The sequence below is a fragment of the Halomonas sp. HK25 genome (genome assembly GCF_047795635.1).
In the GTDB taxonomy this organism is placed as follows: Bacteria; Pseudomonadota; Gammaproteobacteria; order Pseudomonadales; family Halomonadaceae; genus Halomonas.
This window is the reverse complement of sequence record NZ_CP181044.1, coordinates 574,066-590,592: the sequence shown is the minus strand read 5'-3', so window position 1 is coordinate 590,592 and position 16,527 is coordinate 574,066. Positions and strand designations below refer to the sequence as shown.

Annotated in this window: 14 protein-coding genes; 7 read left to right on the top strand and 7 right to left on the bottom strand. The window is 63.7% G+C overall.

The features are described 5' to 3' along the window. Positions 1–89 precede the first annotated feature (89 nt). A complete protein-coding gene (locus ACM26W_RS02880) occupies positions 90–1,010 on the top strand; it encodes a helix-turn-helix domain-containing protein (RefSeq protein WP_416139372.1) in 921 nt (306 codons plus the stop codon). Positions 1,011–1,115: 105 nt separating this feature from the next. On the opposite strand, the gene ACM26W_RS02875 is transcribed toward ACM26W_RS02880, so the two are convergent. The 3 genes from ACM26W_RS02875 to ACM26W_RS02865 are packed head-to-tail and all read right to left on the bottom strand — an operon-like array spanning position 1,116 to position 3,968. Beyond that, positions 1,116–2,402 carry a TRAP transporter large permease gene (locus tag ACM26W_RS02875; RefSeq protein ID WP_416139371.1) on the bottom strand — a complete coding sequence of 429 codons (1,287 nt, stop codon included), beginning with the start codon at positions 2,400–2,402 and terminating at the stop codon, positions 1,116–1,118. Further along, positions 2,395–2,919: a TRAP transporter small permease gene (locus tag ACM26W_RS02870; RefSeq protein WP_416139370.1), complete on the bottom strand. Its 525-nt coding sequence runs from the start codon at positions 2,917–2,919 to the stop codon at positions 2,395–2,397. The genes ACM26W_RS02875 and ACM26W_RS02870 overlap by 8 nt, the downstream gene beginning before the upstream one ends. A gap of 14 nt (positions 2,920–2,933) precedes the next feature. Next, complete coding sequence (locus tag ACM26W_RS02865; protein ID WP_416139369.1) at positions 2,934–3,968, bottom strand: TRAP transporter substrate-binding protein; 1,035 nt, start codon at positions 3,966–3,968, stop codon at positions 2,934–2,936. A gap of 415 nt (positions 3,969–4,383) precedes the next feature. Between ACM26W_RS02865 and ACM26W_RS02860 the strand changes: the two genes are divergently transcribed. The 6 genes from ACM26W_RS02860 to ACM26W_RS02835 all read left to right on the top strand — a co-directional run bounded on the left by ACM26W_RS02860 (position 4,384) and on the right by ACM26W_RS02835 (position 11,460). Next, the gene (locus ACM26W_RS02860) at positions 4,384–6,237 is read left to right on the top strand and encodes a feruloyl-CoA synthase (protein WP_416139368.1); all 1,854 of its coding nucleotides are present in this window, start codon (positions 4,384–4,386) and stop codon (positions 6,235–6,237) included. A 30-nt stretch (positions 6,238–6,267) separates the two neighbouring features. After that, the gene (locus ACM26W_RS02855; protein WP_416139367.1) at positions 6,268–7,038 is read left to right on the top strand and encodes a crotonase/enoyl-CoA hydratase family protein; all 771 of its coding nucleotides are present in this window, start codon (positions 6,268–6,270) and stop codon (positions 7,036–7,038) included. A 19-nt stretch (positions 7,039–7,057) separates the two neighbouring features. Continuing rightward, positions 7,058–7,828: a 3-hydroxyacyl-CoA dehydrogenase gene (locus tag ACM26W_RS02850; RefSeq protein WP_416139366.1), complete on the top strand. Its 771-nt coding sequence runs from the start codon at positions 7,058–7,060 to the stop codon at positions 7,826–7,828. A gap of 57 nt (positions 7,829–7,885) precedes the next feature. Continuing rightward, positions 7,886–9,670 (top strand): acyl-CoA dehydrogenase, encoded by a 1,785-nt coding sequence (locus ACM26W_RS02845; protein ID WP_416139365.1) that lies wholly within the window; start codon positions 7,886–7,888, stop codon positions 9,668–9,670. Between the two features lie 61 nt (positions 9,671–9,731). After that, positions 9,732–10,505 carry an electron transfer flavoprotein subunit beta/FixA family protein gene (locus tag ACM26W_RS02840; RefSeq protein WP_416139364.1) on the top strand — a complete coding sequence of 258 codons (774 nt, stop codon included), beginning with the start codon at positions 9,732–9,734 and terminating at the stop codon, positions 10,503–10,505. Positions 10,506–10,533: 28 nt separating this feature from the next. Beyond that, positions 10,534–11,460 carry an electron transfer flavoprotein subunit alpha/FixB family protein gene (locus tag ACM26W_RS02835; protein ID WP_416139363.1) on the top strand — a complete coding sequence of 309 codons (927 nt, stop codon included), beginning with the start codon at positions 10,534–10,536 and terminating at the stop codon, positions 11,458–11,460. Between the two features lie 312 nt (positions 11,461–11,772). Here ACM26W_RS02835 and ACM26W_RS02830 read toward each other — a convergent pair whose 3' ends face one another. The 4 genes from ACM26W_RS02830 to ACM26W_RS02815 all read right to left on the bottom strand — a co-directional run bounded on the left by ACM26W_RS02830 (position 11,773) and on the right by ACM26W_RS02815 (position 16,507). Continuing rightward, entirely contained in the window at positions 11,773–12,942 is a 1,170-nt protein-coding gene (locus ACM26W_RS02830) for a DcaP family trimeric outer membrane transporter (RefSeq protein ID WP_416139362.1), read from the bottom strand. Positions 12,943–13,023: 81 nt separating this feature from the next. Next, the gene (locus tag ACM26W_RS02825) at positions 13,024–13,998 is read right to left on the bottom strand and encodes a PDR/VanB family oxidoreductase (RefSeq protein ID WP_416139361.1); all 975 of its coding nucleotides are present in this window, start codon (positions 13,996–13,998) and stop codon (positions 13,024–13,026) included. A gap of 29 nt (positions 13,999–14,027) precedes the next feature. Then, positions 14,028–15,308 (bottom strand): Rieske 2Fe-2S domain-containing protein, encoded by a 1,281-nt coding sequence (locus ACM26W_RS02820; protein WP_416139360.1) that lies wholly within the window; start codon positions 15,306–15,308, stop codon positions 14,028–14,030. Beyond that, positions 15,308–16,507, bottom strand: a complete 1,200-nt coding sequence (locus tag ACM26W_RS02815; RefSeq protein ID WP_416139359.1) for a Bcr/CflA family multidrug efflux MFS transporter — start codon at positions 16,505–16,507, stop codon at positions 15,308–15,310. Before ACM26W_RS02815 ends, ACM26W_RS02820 begins: the two co-directional genes overlap by 1 nt. Positions 16,508–16,527: the final 20 nt, after the last annotated feature.

Sequence of the window (16,527 nt, the reverse complement as noted above, 5' to 3'; positions counted from 1 at the left end):
CAGCCGCCGTTATAAGGCATGATTCAATTCAACACTTGGACAATTCGCGCCGAATCACTCGACCTTGGTCGTAGCTGACAGGAGTCCCCATGACAACCGCCAGCCCCATCCCCGTCTTCAAGCTCTACGGTGAGACTCACCACTGGCCGACCCCGGACCTGCTTCACTGCGAGTCGATCCCGGAGCGCAGCGCCCTGCATGACTGGCATATTCGCCCCCACCGTCATGCCGACCTGGTCCACCTGCTGCATGTCAGCCGCGGCCGCGTCGACCTGGAGCTGGAGGGCACTCGCCACCCGCTCGAGGGGCCGCTGGTCATCGTCGTGCCGAGCATGAGCATTCATGGCTTCCGTTTCTCTCCCGATGTGGACGGCCATATCATCACTCTGGCACGCCCGCTGGTGGAGCACCTGGCCGAGGTGGCCAGCAGTGCCGGCGCGCTACTGCAATATGCCGGGTTCCACGGGCTTCGCGGGCCTGAGTCTGAGCGCCGCATCGCCACCCTGGTGGCCCAGATCGACGCGGAGTACCGCCAGCCGGCGCCGGGGCGCGCGCGGCTGCTGGAGGCGCTGATCCAGGCGCTGATGGTGGAGCTATCGCGCCTGCTGATCGTGCCCGGGCAAGGAGCCAAGGCATCGGCCCGCCATCACGACCTTGGCCACCAGCATCTGGAGAATTACCAGGCACTGATCGAGGCCCAGTTTCGCCGCCAGCCCAGCGTCGAACAGTTCGCCGCCCAGCTGGGCATGAGCAGTGCCCACCTCAATACCCTGAGCCGTCGCCTGGCCGAGCGCAGCGCCCTGCAGCTGCTGCATGAACGGCTGCTGCTGGAGGCCAAGCGCCAGCTCACCTACACCAACATGACCATCAGCCAGATCGCCGACAGCCTGGGCTTCTCCGAGCCCGCCTACTTCACCCGCTTCTTCAAGCGCAACACCGCCCTCTCGCCGCGGGACTTCCGGCTGCGCCAGCATGCGACCGAGGCGCCGAAACAGACGCCCCCGGCGTGACGTGAAGAGTGATACGTGAGCGGCAGCTCCGAGGAAGTGCCCCAGAGATAGGCAGAAGGCCCTGCCAGCAGCAGGGCCTTGGTCGGCTTGGCGGAGGCTTCCCGGCTACAGCATCCACAGGGTCAGGATGGGGAAGGCGAGCAGCAGGATAAGACGCAGCAGGTCGGCGACGATGAAGGGCGCCACCCCCCGGTAGATCTCGCCCAGGGTCACATGGGGCGCCATGGCCTTGATCACGAAGACGTTCATGCCCACCGGCGGCGTCACCAGCCCCAGCTCCACGGTCAGCACGGTGAGGATGCCAAACCACACCGGATCGATGCCCAGCATGGTGATGATCGGGAAGACCACCGGCACCGTGATCACCAGCATGGCGATGGAGTCCATGAACATGCCGAGCACGAAGTAGAGCAGCAGGATCAGCAGCAGCACCATCATGGTCGGCACATCGAGGCCGCCCAGGAAGGTGCTGATGGTGAATGAGATCCGTGACACCGAGATGAAGTAGCCCAGAGTCTCGGCCCCCACCAGCATGAAGAACACCACCGCCGAGAGTGCCAGGGCCTCCTGCACGCTCTGCCACAGCCCACGCAGGCGCATGCCCTTGTAGAGGGCATAGAGCAGGGTGGAAAAGGCCCCGACGCTGGCCCCCTCGGTGGGCGTGAACATGCCCTGGTAGATCCCGGCGATGATGATCACGAAGACGATAAAGAAGGGCAGCAGACCGGAAATCGAGCGGACCTTCTCGCCCAGGGTAGTGGGCTCGCCCGGCACCGCCAGGTCCGGCCACAGGCGCATCACCACGCTGACCGTCAGAGCGTAGAAGACCAGCCCCATGAGGCCAGGGATGATCCCAGCGGCGAACATGTCGCCCACCGACTGCTCGGTGATCACCGCATAGATCAGCAGCGCGATGCTGGGCGGGATCATGATCCCCAGGGTACCGCCGGCGGCCAGGGTGCCGGTGGCGAGCGAGCGCTTGTAGCCGTGCTTCTCCATCTCGGGCAGCGCCACCCGGGTCATGGTGCTGGCGGTGGCCAGCGACGAGCCGGAGATCGCCGAGAAGACCCCGCAGGAACCGACGGTGGCGATGGCCATGCCACCCTTCCAGCCGCCGCAGATGATGCGGGTGGAGTTGAACAGCATGCCGGCCATGCCGGAGTGGGCCGCCAGCACCCCCATGAAGATGAACATGGGAATGGCGCTGAAGCTGTAGCTGGAGAGCACATCCACCGGCACCGACTTGACCATGGAGAGCGCCGCCGGCCAGGAAATCACCTGGGCGAAGCCCACCACCCCGACGGTCAGCATGGCCAGCGCCACCGGCACCCGCAGCACCAGCAGTACCAGCAGCCCGATCAGGCCGATGCCACCGATCATCTCGCTACTCATGGTGGACACCCCCACCGTCGGTGGCGAAGAAGGTGCCCAGCAGGACATGCAGCAGGCTGCGCAGCGCCAGCAGGGCGCAGAGCAGCGCGGCGAACTGATAGATCGGCCCCATGGGGATCCGCAGGTCCTGAGTGACCTGGCCGCGCAGGGCGGCCGTCTCGGCCTCCTGCCAGAGGCCGAGGGTCATCACCACGCCGAGGATCACGAAGCCGACCAGGAAGAAGCCGCCCAAGCGCTCCTTGAACAGCGGAGAGAGGCCGTGGCTGAAGGCCTCCACCACCACCTGGGAGCGCTCGACGCTGGCCGCCATGGCCGCCAGCAGGGAGAACATCAGCAGGTAGCGCACCAGTTCGACGCTGCCCACCACGCCCCAGTTGAGCGCCCCGCCGGAGAGGCGGAACACCAGGCGCAGCAGCACGTCGGTGATGGTCACGCCCATCAGGGCGAGCAGCGCCAGGCCTGCCACCAGCAGGCACAGCCGTGCCAGCTGGCGGCTTACGAACGACAAGGCTTGCATTCAGTGGCTCCCGCTCAGCTCTGCTCGACCGGGCAGGCATCGCGTGCGGCCATGGCCGCCTCATAGACCTCACGGGCGTTGTCCAGGCCGCGCCCCTCCAGCTCGCTCAGGTAGTTCTCGATACCCGCCTCGAGGGGGCCGGCCCAGTCGTCGTGCTCGAGGGGATTGTCAATCACGCGGACGGTGTGGCCCGCCTCCTCGGCCTCCTGCTTGCCGGCCTCGTCCAGTCCATCGAACACCCGGCCTGCCACTTCGCTCCACGGCATCCCGCTGTTGGCCTCGATCACCGCCTGCTGCTCGGGGCTCAGGCGGTCGAAGCTGCGCTGGTTCATGGTGGCCACGAAGATCAGCGAGTAGAACGGCACCTGGGTGTGGTAGTTGGCCAGCTCGTTGAGGCGGAACACCTTCATGCCCTCCCAGGGGAAGCTCAGGCCATCGATCACGCCGCGCTGCAGGGAGGTGTAGATGTCCGGGGCCGGCATGCCTACCGGCTGGGCGCCGAGGCGCTCGAGCATCTCGCCGGCCACCGCGGTGGGGCGGCGGATGCGCAGACCTGAGAGATCGGCCGGCGACTGGATGTCGTGATCCACCGTATGCAGGTAGCCCGGCCCGGTGGTGAACATGAACAGCACCCGGGTGTCGTCGTACTCGCCGACAAGATGGCCGTCATCATAGAGGCTCTGCAGGATGCAGGCGCCCTGGCTGGCGGTGTCGGAGACCCCTGGCAGCTCGACGATCTGGGAGAGCGGGAAGCGCCCGGCAGTATAGCCCTGGGCGGTGATGGCGATATCCGAGATCCCGTTGACCGCCCCCTGATAGGCCTGGTCGGCGCGGGTCAGGGTCTGGGAGGGGTAGTTCTCGATGCTCAGCTCACCGTCGGACTGCTCCTCCAGGGTATCGGCCCAGGCCTGGAAGATCTCCTGGTTGATGCCGGAACCGTCGGGCCAGAAGTGAGACATGCGCAGCGTGGTGGAGGCCTGGGCAGCGGAGGCGGCGGTGAGACCGGCGATGGAAGCGGCGAGCAGGCAGCGTGTCAGGGTGCGGTTCATGGGGAGCCTCCGGCGATGCGTGGTCATGGACTTATCGAAAGTTCGGCATCCGAATGCGAGTTCGGAGAATTGCCAAACTACCCCAGCCCCAGGGGCCTGAGCAATGGACATTGGTCTATGATTAATTGCCACTTCGTGCACCCCGGCTCACCGAGACCAGAGCCTTGAGCATCCTCCTGGACGAAACCCGACACCTATTGGACTTTTCGAAGATTTGAAGCGACGTTTCCGCCCCAACAGCGTCCACTTCATCAGAACGCCGTCGCATCTTTTCTCCCTCTCCTCGACCAAAGGTGTAGGGACTTCTGGATGACCCGCTGAAGAAGCTGTTGTAACCTCCACATTGTTTATCAATACAACAGTATTTTCGAACAACATAAAGCCCGCCCCCGATAACAGACAGCAAGGTGCCGACATGTCAGCCTCCAAGTGCTACCAAGAACAAGTGCCTGACTTCATGGATCCGCAGATTCGCCTGGAGCGCCGGGATGACGGCAGCCAGCTGATGAGCTCCGAGGTTCCCCTCGGCGACTATGACCGGTGCAGCGGCGAGTGGCTGGAGCACTGGGCGCGGGAGGCCCCGGAGCGCCTCTGGCTCGCAGAGCGCGACGACCAGGGCAACTGGCGTCAGTTGACCTACGGTGAGGGGCGCCGCCGGGTGATCGCCATCGCGACCTGGCTGCTCGGGCAGAACCTCTCCCCCGAGCGGCCGCTGGTGATCCTCTCTGAGAACAGCATCGAGCACGCCCTGCTGATGACGGCCGCCATGCACATCGGCGTACCCCCCTGCTCGGTCTCACCGGGTGGCTCGCTGATGTCCAAGGATCACGTCAAGCTCAAGAGCCAGATCCAGTTGCTGCAGCCTGGGGTGGTCTACGCCGACCCCATCGAGGCCTACCGGCCCGCACTGAACAATATCGCCGAGGATCACGACGGCATGGTGGTCGCCGGCGGGCGCAGCGCCGACACCGAGGGCGCCACCCCGTTTGCCGAGCTCGAGGCATCCAGCGACGAGGCCGCCGTCATGGCCGCCTTCGAGGCGCTTACGCCCGACACCATCGCCAAGTTCCTGTTCACCTCCGGGTCGGTCAATACGCCCAAGGCCGTCCCCAACACCCAGCGCATGCTGTGTTCCAACCAGAAGGCCAAGGAGCTGGTGTGGCCCATGCTCACCAAGGAGCCCCCCGTGCTGCTGGACTGGCTGCCCTGGAGTCACACCTTCGGCGGCAATCACAACTTCAACATCATCCTGCGCTGGGGTGGCGCCTTCTATCTGGATGACGGCAAGCCGACGCCGGCCCTGATCGAGAAGACCGCACGCAATCTCAAGGAGGTCTCACCGACGCTCTACTTCAGCGTGCCACGCGCCTACGACATGCTGGTGCCTCTGCTGCGCAAGGACGAGGCGCTTCGCCAGGCCTTCTTCGCTCGGTTGAAGGTCATCTTCTATGCAGCCGCCGCCCTGCCCAACCATCTTTGGCAGGCACTCGAGGAGATGGCCCGGGAGACCACGGGTCATGACATCATGATCTCCTCTTCCTGGGGCTCCACCGAGACCGCCCCCATCTGCACCGACTGCCACTTCCCGGCGGTGCGCTCCGGGGTGATCGGCGTGCCGATTCCCGGGACCACCCTGAAGCTGGTGCCCAGCGCCGACAAGCTGGAGGTGCGCGTCAAGGGTCCCAACCTCTTCCAGGGCTACTGGAAGCAACCGGAGCTGACGGAGCAGGCCTTCGATGACGAAGGCTTCTACATGATCGGCGATGCCATGGAGTTCGTGGACCCCGAGCGTCCCGAGCTGGGGCTGCTCTTCGACGGCCGCGTCGGGGAGGACTTCAAGCTGCTGACCGGCACCTGGGTGCATGTGGGTTCACTGCGCATGGCGGGCCTGGAAGCCCTCAACCCGGCGGGCCTCGATATCGTGGTGGCCGGCCACGACCGTGACGAGATCGGCTTTCTCATCTTCCCCAACATCGGCGAGTGCAGACGCCTCTGCCCCGATCTTCCCGATGACGCACCGGTCGCCGAGCTCATCGCTCACCCGACCCTCGTCGATCACGTTCGCCGGGCCATGCACACGCTGAAAGCGAAAGGCGGCAGCTCCACCTACCCGACCCGCGCCATGCTGCTCGAAGAACCACCGTCGCTGGAGGCCGGCGAGATCACCGACAAGGCCTACATCAACCAGCGTCAGGTGCTGACCCGCCGGGCGGAGCTGGTAGAGGCCCTGTATGCCGACACCCCCGATCAGCGTGTCATCACCCTGTAAGCCATGAGCATTCAAGCGCCGAGGTCCACCATGAACGAATCTCTCGTCAAGACATCCCTGGACGACAGCATCTACACCATCACCCTGGCTCGACCGGGGAAGCGCAACGCCATCAGCGACCGCCTGCTCGACGCCCTGGAACAGGCCCTGGTGGCCACCCCGGAGGACGCCCGGGTGATCATCCTCGCCGCCGAGGGCAAGCACTTCTGCGCCGGACTGGACCTCTCGGAACACCAGCATCGCGAGCCGTTCGGCGTGATGCAACACTCCCGGAGCTGGCACCGCATCTTCGACCGCCTCCAGAACGGCGGCATTCCCGTGGTGGCCGCCATGCAGGGCGCGGTCATTGGCGGCGGCCTGGAACTGGCCACCGCTACCCATGTGCGCATCGCCGAACCCGGCACGATCTATCAACTCCCCGAGGGTCGCCACGGCATCTTCGTCGGTGGTGGTGCCTCGGTGCGGGTCGCCAAGATCATCGGGCCCGGCCGCATGTGCGAGATGATGCTGACCGGCCGCATTCTGGAGGCCGACGAGGGCCAGCGCCTCGGCCTCTCCCACTATGTGGTCGGAGAAGGAGAGAGTCTCGACAAGGCCCGCCAGCTCGCCACCCGCATCGCCGAGAACGCCCCCATGGCCAACTGGGCCATGGTCTCGGCCATCTCGCGCATCGACAACATGGCCAGCGATGACGGCCTCTTCGTCGAGTCGCTGACCGCCGCCCTGACCCAGACCAGCCCCGAAGTGGCCGCACGGATCGGGGACTTCCTCACCCGCAAAGGCCAGGGCCCGCGTACCTGATGCCGACAAGGAGCATTTCATGAAACTCCAGGACAACACCTTTATCGTGACCGGCGGTGCCTCGGGGCTCGGTGAAGCCACGGTTCGCGCCCTGCATGCCGGGGGCGGCAACGTGGTGATCGCCGACCTCGATGACGAGCGCGGCCAGGCCTTGGCAGGTGAGCTCGGTGAGCGGGTTCGTTTCCAGCGCACCAACGTCACCGACGAACAGGAGGCCGTGGCCGCCACGGACCTGGCCGTCGAAGCCTTCGGCGGCCTGCACGGCCTGGTCAACTGCGCTGGGGTCGGCAATCCCGCCAAGGTGCTCGACCGGGAAGGCAACCCGCAGCCCCTCGAGACCTTTTCGCGCATCGTCGACATCAACCTCAACGGCAGCTTCAACATGGCCCGCGTGGCCGCCGCGGCCATGGCCAAGGGCGAGCCCCAGCAGGACGGCGAGCGCGGCGTGATCATCAACACCGCCTCGGTGGCCGCCTTCGACGGACAGATCGGCCAGGCCGGCTATGCCGCTTCCAAGGGCGGCATCGTCTCGATGACACTGCCCATGGCCCGCGAGCTGGCCCGCCACGGCATCCGCGTCATCACCATTGCCCCGGGGCTTTTCATGACTCCGCTGATGAAGACCCTGCCCGAAGAGGTCCAGCAGACCCTGGCCGCTTCGATTCCCTTCCCCAATCGCCTGGGCAAACCCGACGAATTTGCACGCCTGGCCTGCCATATCGTCGACAACGCCATGCTCAACGGTGAAACCATCCGTCTGGATGGCTCCCTGCGCATGGCCGCCAAGTAACTTCGGCCCCGCCAGTGCTGGCGGGTGCGGCAGGTACACGACTCCAAGGGTTCCAGCATGATCGACTACTCAGCACCGCTGCGTGATATGCAGTTCATTCTCGACGAGCTCGCCGGGCTTGAGCAGGTTGCGGCACTGCCCGGCTGCGAGGATGCCTCGGCCGACCTGGTGGGCGCTGTCCTCGAAGAGGCCGGCAAGTTTGCTTCCGGCGTACTCGCCCCCATCAACCCGGTGGGCGACCGGCAGGGATGTCGCCTGGAAGGCGAGCGGGTCATCACCCCCGACGGCTGGCAGGAGGCCTACGACCAGTTCCGCGATGCCGGCTGGATCGGCCTCTCCCTGCCTCCGGAGCACGGCGGCCAGGGGTTGCCCAAGCTCGTCTCCACGCCGGTCTGGGAGATGTGGTTCTCTACTAACATGGCCTTCGCCATGTTGCCCCAGCTGAATGTCGGCCAGACCGAGGCGCTGATGATCGCCGCCAGCGAGGAGCAGAAGGCGACCTGGCTGGACAAGGTAGTCAGCGGCGAGTGGGCGGCCACCATGAATCTCACCGAACCCCAGGCCGGCTCCGACCTTGGCGCCACGTGCATGCGCGCCGAGCCCGCCGAAGATAGTAGTTACCGCCTTTCCGGCCAGAAGATCTATATCTCCTACGGCGAGCACGAGCTCACTCCCAACATCGTGCACCTGGTGCTGGCGCGGCTTCCCGATGCCCCCGCCGGCGTCAAGGGGCTATCGCTGTTCCTGGCCCCCAAGTACCTGCTCGACGAACAAGGCGAGCCGGGAGAGAAGAACGACATCCGCTGCATCTCCATCGAGCACAAGATGGGTATCCACGGCAGCCCCACCTGCACGCTGAGCTACGGCGACAACGGCGGCGCCCTGGGCTACCTGGTCGGCGAGCCGCACCAGGGCCTGGCCACCATGTTCGTAATGATGAACGACGCCCGCTTCAACGTGGGCGTGCAGGGCGTGGCGCTCGGCGAGCGCGCCTACCAGGCGGCCCTGAGCTATGCCCGGGAGCGCGTCCAGGGACGCGATATCGTCACCGGCGAGTCCGGCAAACCGATTCTGGTCCACCCCGACGTGAAGCGCATGCTGGTGTCGATGCGCGCCCGACTGATGGCCATGCGCGGCCTGCTCTACACCGCCGCCGGCTGGTTCGATATCGCGCGTCATCACCCGGAGGCCGAGGTCGCCGACAAGCATCGCCGCTACGTCGATCTGCTGATGCCGGTGGCCAAGGGGTGGTGCACCGAGGTAGGCAACGACCTCTGCGACGAGGCGATCCAGGTGTTCGGCGGCATGGGCTTCGTCGAGGAGACCGGGGTCGCCCAGCTGTTCCGCGATGCCCGCATCATGACTATCTACGAGGGCACCACCGGCATCCAGGCCAACGACCTGCTGGGCCGCAAGATCCTGCGCGAGGAGGGGGCGACCCTGCGCGAGCTGATCAGTGATATCCGCGAGACCGCCACCCAACTCGACGGCCATGAACGACTCAACGACCTGGCGGAGCCACTCCGCGACCAGGCGACCCTGCTCGACGAGACCACCGACTGGTTGCTTGCCCACAAGGCCGATACTGCCGACCTCTATGCCGGTGCCGTACCCCTGCTGCACCTGCTGGGCATCGCCTGCGGCGCCTGGCAGATGTCGCGCCTGGCGCTCGCCGCCGAGGCTCGCCGCGAGGCCGGCGACGATGACACCGACTACCTGTCGGGACTGGTCGAGCTGGCCCGCTTCTACATGGCCACCCAGGCCCCCCAGGCCATGGCCCATGGCCATACCCTGCGCCAGGCCGGGGCGGTATTGACCCGATTCAGCGACGCTGCCCTCTAACCACAAGTATCCGGGCAGGCACCGGCACGCCTGCTCCAGATGTACCTTCAGGAGATAGACCATGAAAGTCCTCGTCGCGGTCAAGCGCGTCATCGATTACAACGTCAAGATCCGGGTCAAGCCGGATCATTCCGACGTCGACCTCACCAACGTCAAGATGGCCATGAACCCCTTCTGCGAGATCGCCGTGGAAGAGGCGGTGCGCCTGAAGGAGCGTGGTGTGGCCACCGAGATCGTCGTCGTCACCGTCGGCCCCAAGGCCGCCCAGGAGCAGTTGCGCACCGCCCTGGCGCTGGGCGCCGACCGCGCCATTCATGTGGATACGTCAGCCGAGACCGACGAGCGCGTCGAGTCCCTGGGTGCGGCCAAGGCGCTGGCCAAGCTGGTCGAGGACGAGCAGCCGGGCCTGGTGATCCTCGGCAAGCAGGCCATCGACACCGACAACAACCAGACTGGCCAGATGCTCGCCGCCCTGACCGGCCTGCCCCAGGGCACCTTCGCCTCCGAGGTGAACGTCAGCGGGGACGGGGGTGATGGAAAGCTCCAGGTCACCCGCGAGGTCGACGGCGGCCTGCAGACCATCGAGCTGAGCCTGCCGGCCATCGTCACCACCGACCTGCGCCTGAATGAGCCGCGCTACGCCAAGCTGCCCGACATCATGAAGGCCAAGAAGAAGCCGATGGACGTCAAGACCCCGGCGGATCTGGGCATCTCGGTGGCCTCGAAGGTCACGCTGCTCAAGGTCGAGCCGCCGGCCGAGCGCCAGGGCGGCGTCAAGGTGGGCTCCGTGGACGAGCTGATCGATAAACTCAAGAACGAAGCCAAAGTGCTTTGACAACAGTGCTTTGAGAGGAGCTGATTTCATGAGCATTCTGGTACTCGCGGAACATCACGACGGCGCCCTGGCTGGCGCCACCGCCCATGTGGTCGCCGCGGCCCAGGCCATTGGCGGCGATATCCACGTGCTGGTCGCCGGCGAGAACCTCGGCGCCATCGCCGAGGCCGCCGCGAAGCTCGACGGCGTGGCCAAGGTCCGCGTGGCCGATCACGCCGCCTACGCCCACCTGCTGGCCGAGCCCACCGCGGCGCTGATCCACGAGCTGGTCGGCGACTACACCCACCTGCTGGCGGCCGCCTCCACCACCGGCAAGAACGTGCTGCCGCGGGTGGCCGCGCTGCGCGACGTGGGGCAGATCTCCGAGATCATCGCCGTCGACGCCCCGGACACCTTCAAGCGCCCGATCTACGCCGGCAACGCCATCGCCACGGTGCAGAGCGAGGACGCCCTCAAGGTGATCACCGTGCGCACCACCGGCTTCGATGCCGTGGCTGAGGGTGGCAGTGCCGCCATCGAGACGGTGGACTTCGTCGCCGACAACGCCCAGTCCACCTTCGTCAAGGAAGAGCTGGCCCAGTCCGACCGTCCCGAGCTGGGCGCCGCCCGCGTGGTGATCTCCGGCGGCCGCGGCATGGGCAGCGGCGAGAACTTCAAGCTGCTCGAGGGTATCGCCGACAAGCTCGGCGCGGCCATCGGCGCCTCGCGCGCCGCGGTGGATGCTGGCTTCGTGCCCAACGACATGCAGGTGGGCCAGACCGGCAAGATCGTCGCCCCGGAGCTCTACATCGCCGTGGGCATCTCGGGGGCCATCCAGCACCTGGCCGGCATGAAGGACTCCAAGGTAATCGTCGCCATCAACAAGGACGAGGAGGCGCCGATCTTCCAGGTCGCGGATTATGGATTGGTCGCGGATCTCTTCGAGGCCTTGCCGGAGCTTGAGCAGAAGCTGTAGGGAAGAACGCTTCCAGGTCGCGCTCTTCATGACCCGCGGCCTGGTCGCGGATCTCTTCGAGGCGCTGCTGGAGCTTGAGCAGAAGCTGTAGAGCCTCACGACTCCCCATATGACGGCCGCCAGCTTCGCTGGTGGCCGTCATTCTTGATGCAGGATGGCCTGCCTCGGCCATACTATCGGCGGTGAAATGGAGACCCGCCGCACCCTCCACAGGACACAAAAAAGCCTCGGAATATCCGAGGCAAAACAGACCGGAACAACACATAAAAAGCGACTGCGAGGGACTGCCTTCACAGCAACCGTCACACCGGCTTAGAAGCGATACATCACCATGCCTTGCAGGCGCACAGCATCGCCATCCTCGCCGCTGGCAATCTCACGGGTCTGGCGACTGACCTCCACGCCATAGCTGACGTTACGCATCGGCGACCAGATATAGTTCAGGTGCAGATCGGTGAAGGTCTCGTTGGCGACATTGGCATTGGCCACGCCGGCGTCGATGGCGTCGTCCAGGTCGGCTGTGGCGTAACCATAGCCCAGGTTGATATGGCCCGGGCCTGTCGCGATCCGCACGCCTACCGTGCCGCCCGTCAAGGTGATGGGCTCGACGCTGCCGGTAGCCGGGTCGACATAGGCCGGCGCCCCGGGAGCTTCCTCCATGTAACCACCGACCCCGTCGCCGTGGGTCACGCCGCCCCGCAGGGTGAGTGCCGGTGTGAGGTGATACTCCGCCTCGAGGTTGAGCCCCCAACCGGTGGCGCTGTCATCGTTCACGCCATCGTCAACCGATAGCTGACGGAGCAGTGCGGAGGCGCCATAGTTGAGATTGCCGACCTGGCCCATGTAACGCAGGGTCAGATCAGGCAATGAGGTCTTGTTAGCGACATGGGGCACATAACCACCGCCGGGAGTAAACCCATCCGCCACACTGCCCCCCAGGTTGGCGGGGTCTTCCAGTGCCACCGAGAAACCACCCGTCGTGTAGCGCAGTTGGCCTTGCCGGGCGCCGTTGGGGAGGCCCGGCTGCGGCTTGAAGTCAATGATGCGGTTCATGCCAAGGATGAAGCCAAAGTTGCTGGTCGTCTGGCCCGCGGTGATGCCGTTCCACTCTCCATAGGCGTGACGTAGGCGGAACTGGCCACCCCCGCCGCCATAGAAGTCCCCCTCGATGACCGTCTTCAGGTCGCCTTGAGCCGTTGGTGTCGAGGTCGCGAAGGCGATACGGCTCTGATAAGCATGCAGCTGGGTATGCCCCTCAATCTCAGACCGCGGTGTGCCATCGAGTGGAATGGCGGCATTCGCGCCCAACGGGGGGAGCTCGGCATTGACATCGTAGATCAGGTCCAGCTTGGCATAGCCGTAGATGCTGGCCGTGGTATCGCCCACCTCGAACTCATAGGCCTGGGCCGAGAGGGACACCGCCAGCGCAAGAGAAGAAAGAGAGAAGAGCGCGCCACGCTTCAGATTCTTGTAGTCAGCCATTGTGGTTTCCTTGATTGTTTATTGTATATTTTATATGTAGGCCTTATATAAGGCTTACGTACTTTCTAGCAGAAAAAAATATCAGAGGTCAAGCACCAGTCGCTCTCCCCTGCAACCCGAACAGCAGATCATCATGCTGCGGTTCTCCTTCTGCTGCTTCGCGGAGAGCACCAGGTCACGATGATCCGGCTCCCCCTCCAGCACCGTCACTTCACAGGTGCCGCAGATGCCTTCCTGACAGGAATAGAGCGGCTGGTGGCCCTCCTCGATCAGCACATCGAGGACCGTCTTGCCGGCTGGGACATAGTAGCTCGCTCCTGACCTAGCCAACTCCACCGTGAATCCCCCCGAGGTATCGGCCGACTCCTTGGTGGCAAAGTACTCGACATGCACGCAATCATCATGCAGGTCGGAGGTGGCCGACTCGAAGGCCTCCAGCATGGGCAGAGGACCACAGCAGTAGAAATGCGTACCGCTCGGCGCGGTGGCCACGATGTCAGGGAAGTTCAGGAAGCCTCCCGAACTCTCCTGATCGAAGTGAAACACAACGTTGCCATGTTGACTGCTGGCGCTAAGCGTCTCGATCTCCTCAATAAAGGCGGTATTCTTCCTCGACCTTGTCGAGTAATAGAGGGTCCACTTCTTACCCAGCTCGTCCAGACGACGCACCATGGCATAGAGGGGGGTGATGCCGATGCCACCCGCAATCAGAACGCTGCTCTTCGCCTCTTCGTCCAGCGAAAAGTTGTTTCTCGGTGCCCCTATGCTCAGGATATCTCCGGCATGGACGCTGCCATGCATGAAGCGTGATCCGCCACGGCTATTGGCGTCGAGGTTGACCGCGACGCGATACCGATCGCTTTCTTCCTGGGGGTTGAAGAGCGAATAGCTTCGAATCAGGCCGTTGCTCAGGTGCAGATCGATATGGGCCCCTGCAGTGAAGGCCGGAAGCTCTCGTCGCGGTGCCACTGGGCGAAGATCGAAGCTCAGAACACCTTCCGCCTCATAGGTAATGGACTTGACTCTGACCTGGAAAATTTCCTCAACCTGGCTCATGACGATACCTCAATTAGTGGATAGGGTAGCTACAGGTCAATGACCTCATCGCTCTTCAGTTTCACCCCGGTAGCCGCCTCGCAGGCTGCCTTGACATCCTCAGGCTGCCCAGCATGGAAAATGAACTGGGTCAGCAGTCGTCCCCACTTGGGGTGGCGGCGATAATCTTCCAGAGGCAGCCCGTCGAGAAAGAATTCGCGATGATCACTGGGGAGACGAATCCCTCCTGCCGGGAGAAGCTCTCTCAGCACGCCCTTTGGGTCCCTGCCACTTTCCACCGCATCGATATCATCAAGCAGCCGGCGCCGCAGGAGAGCAATTCCGCGATCGCTGGCCCCCAGGGTTTCCTGGGTTCTATCCGTGATTCTCCCCTGACCGACCCAGGCCACAATATCCTGGTTGATCACATGGCTGGTGATCCAGCGCTCCTGGCCATCCTTGATGGGGGCGTACCAGCTCGGCACCTTGGCCTGCTCGTAGGGTTCCCTCTCTCTCGGGACTCGAATGAAGGACCAGGTCACGCTGAGCATGTTTTCATCGTCGATGGGAACACGCCATTCGAAGTGATCACCCAGGAAGAAACCGTTGGGCCACAGGCATACCCGACCGATTGTCCATTGCGGGTCCTCATCAGAGGTATCTTCACAGACACGCTTGTAGATAAAGCCGTGCTCAAACTCCTCGAAGTCAAGCTTCAGGTGCGTCGGAACGTACCCCGCATTCCTGTCGCGCTGCCGTCGACTCCAGTTGGCATGCGTCCACTCGAAGTGCACTGGATCAATGGAGTTTTCCTGAGCCTGTAACCAGTTGCATGGCACCTCGGAAAAGACCACCTGTACGAAACCATTGGGCCAGTGGAACGCCTCCCACTCCGGCAGTTCAGGCACGGGAGCCGGCCCCAGATAGGCCCAGAGCATCCCACCGGCAGGCTTGACCGGGTAGGCGGTGACTCGAGTTCTCGCGCAAAGCGAAGCCGATGGATCCACCTGTTCCTCGAAAGGCTGGTGAGTGCACTGCCCGGTCCGGTCATACTGCCAGCCATGGTAGAAGCAGCGGATCCCATGATCCTCCACAATGCCGTGGCTCAGATCCGCTCGCCGATGGGCACAGTGGCGATCCAGTAGGCCATAGTCGCCACTCTTGTCCTTGTACAGGACAAGATCCTCTCCCAGGAGTCTTATCGACTTGATTGGCGAGTGCTCTAGCTCATCAACTCCGGCAATAGGATGCCAGTGACGCCGTAACACTGCTCCCATGGAGGTGCCAGGTCCTACACGCGTCAATGTCTCGTTGACCTCTCTTGTCAACATCAACCCTCCTCCACTCTCTGCAGTGATTCTTGTGAAGATGTTAGCCACCTCAGGCCAAGGTTGCCGATGACAGATACACACAGCATCATCAGCACCATGGGCCAGATGCTGTCGACCTCGAAGAAGGTCACCAGGAACCCTGCCAATCCAGCACAAACGAACTTGATGCCGCCCATCAGCGCGGCAGCCGTAGCGCTGATATGAGGAAAGTACTCCAACACGGAGGCGATGGCATTGGGGGTTACTAGCCCAATGGCACCGACGAACAGCATGACAAATGGCACCACACTGTACATGGTAACCATGCCAGACGTAGCCACCATCACCAGCGCCAACGCCGACATCAACTGAATCCCCAACCCCAGCAAAAGGTTCTGCCTTGGGCTCCTGTGCCTAAGCAACCTCACATTCATTCGGCTGCACATGGCAACAAAAATGATATTGGCGCCAAAAACGAATGGATAGACAGCGGGAGAAATCTTGAGTAGCTCCATATACACGAAGGGGGAAGAGGTAACGAAGGCCATCAACCCCGAGAAAGACATGGCTACCGCACAGATGTATCCCCGGGCTTCACGGTGGCCCAGTACCGATGCGTAGTTCCTTAACACACGCATGGGGGTTACTGCCGTGGAGCCACCCGGATGCGTTTCTGGCAAGCCGAAGCCGATCACCAGGAGTACCATGGCCGCATAAGCCGCCAGGAACAGGAAGACCGACTGCCAACCAGCAAGGTAGAGCAGGATACTCCCGATGAGGGGAGCCACCAGGGGCGCCAGCATCATGATCATCGCCATTGTGGACATCACCTTGGCCGCCTCCCTTCCCTTGAAACAGTCGCGTACGATGGCAGAAGAGTTGACCACACTGGCGCCACCACCCAGCGCTTGCACAAAACGCCATGCAAAGAGCTCCGTCAATGAGCTGGACATGGCGAGCATGACGCTGGCTATCATGAACAGCAGCAGCCCCGTCATGAGGATCGGCTTGCGGCCCAGGCGATCGGACAGTGGACCGCATACCAGTTGGCCCACGGCGAAGCCGCCAAGAAAGATGCTGATAGAGAGCTCGGCACGATGGACAGTCGTACCGAGCTCGCTCGCCAGCTGAGGCAGTGCAGGAAGGTAGGCATCGATGGCCAGGGGCGCCAGTGCCGTATTGGCCGCTACCAGTAGTGACAAGGTTCCTGCGCGCATCATTGCCTTTCCTCCCGCGAATG

Bases quoted from the DNA above. Each gene is read 5' to 3' on its own strand.
- ACM26W_RS02880 (WP_416139372.1), top strand. From the start codon at position 90: ATGACAACCGCCAGCCCCATCCCCGTCTTCAAGCTCTACGGTGAGACT.
- ACM26W_RS02875 (WP_416139371.1), bottom strand. From the start codon at position 2,402: ATGAGTAGCGAGATGATCGGTGGCATCGGCCTGATCGGGCTGCTGGTA.
- ACM26W_RS02870 (WP_416139370.1), bottom strand. From the start codon at position 2,919: ATGCAAGCCTTGTCGTTCGTAAGCCGCCAGCTGGCACGGCTGTGCCTG.
- ACM26W_RS02865 (WP_416139369.1), bottom strand. From the start codon at position 3,968: ATGAACCGCACCCTGACACGCTGCCTGCTCGCCGCTTCCATCGCCGGT.
- ACM26W_RS02860 (WP_416139368.1), top strand. From the start codon at position 4,384: ATGTCAGCCTCCAAGTGCTACCAAGAACAAGTGCCTGACTTCATGGAT.
- ACM26W_RS02855 (WP_416139367.1), top strand. From the start codon at position 6,268: ATGAACGAATCTCTCGTCAAGACATCCCTGGACGACAGCATCTACACC.
- ACM26W_RS02850 (WP_416139366.1), top strand. From the start codon at position 7,058: ATGAAACTCCAGGACAACACCTTTATCGTGACCGGCGGTGCCTCGGGG.
- ACM26W_RS02845 (WP_416139365.1), top strand. From the start codon at position 7,886: ATGATCGACTACTCAGCACCGCTGCGTGATATGCAGTTCATTCTCGAC.
- ACM26W_RS02840 (WP_416139364.1), top strand. From the start codon at position 9,732: ATGAAAGTCCTCGTCGCGGTCAAGCGCGTCATCGATTACAACGTCAAG.
- ACM26W_RS02835 (WP_416139363.1), top strand. From the start codon at position 10,534: ATGAGCATTCTGGTACTCGCGGAACATCACGACGGCGCCCTGGCTGGC.
- ACM26W_RS02830 (WP_416139362.1), bottom strand. From the start codon at position 12,942: ATGGCTGACTACAAGAATCTGAAGCGTGGCGCGCTCTTCTCTCTTTCT.
- ACM26W_RS02825 (WP_416139361.1), bottom strand. From the start codon at position 13,998: ATGAGCCAGGTTGAGGAAATTTTCCAGGTCAGAGTCAAGTCCATTACC.
- ACM26W_RS02820 (WP_416139360.1), bottom strand. From the start codon at position 15,308: ATGTTGACAAGAGAGGTCAACGAGACATTGACGCGTGTAGGACCTGGC.
- ACM26W_RS02815 (WP_416139359.1), bottom strand. From the start codon at position 16,507: ATGATGCGCGCAGGAACCTTGTCACTACTGGTAGCGGCCAATACGGCA.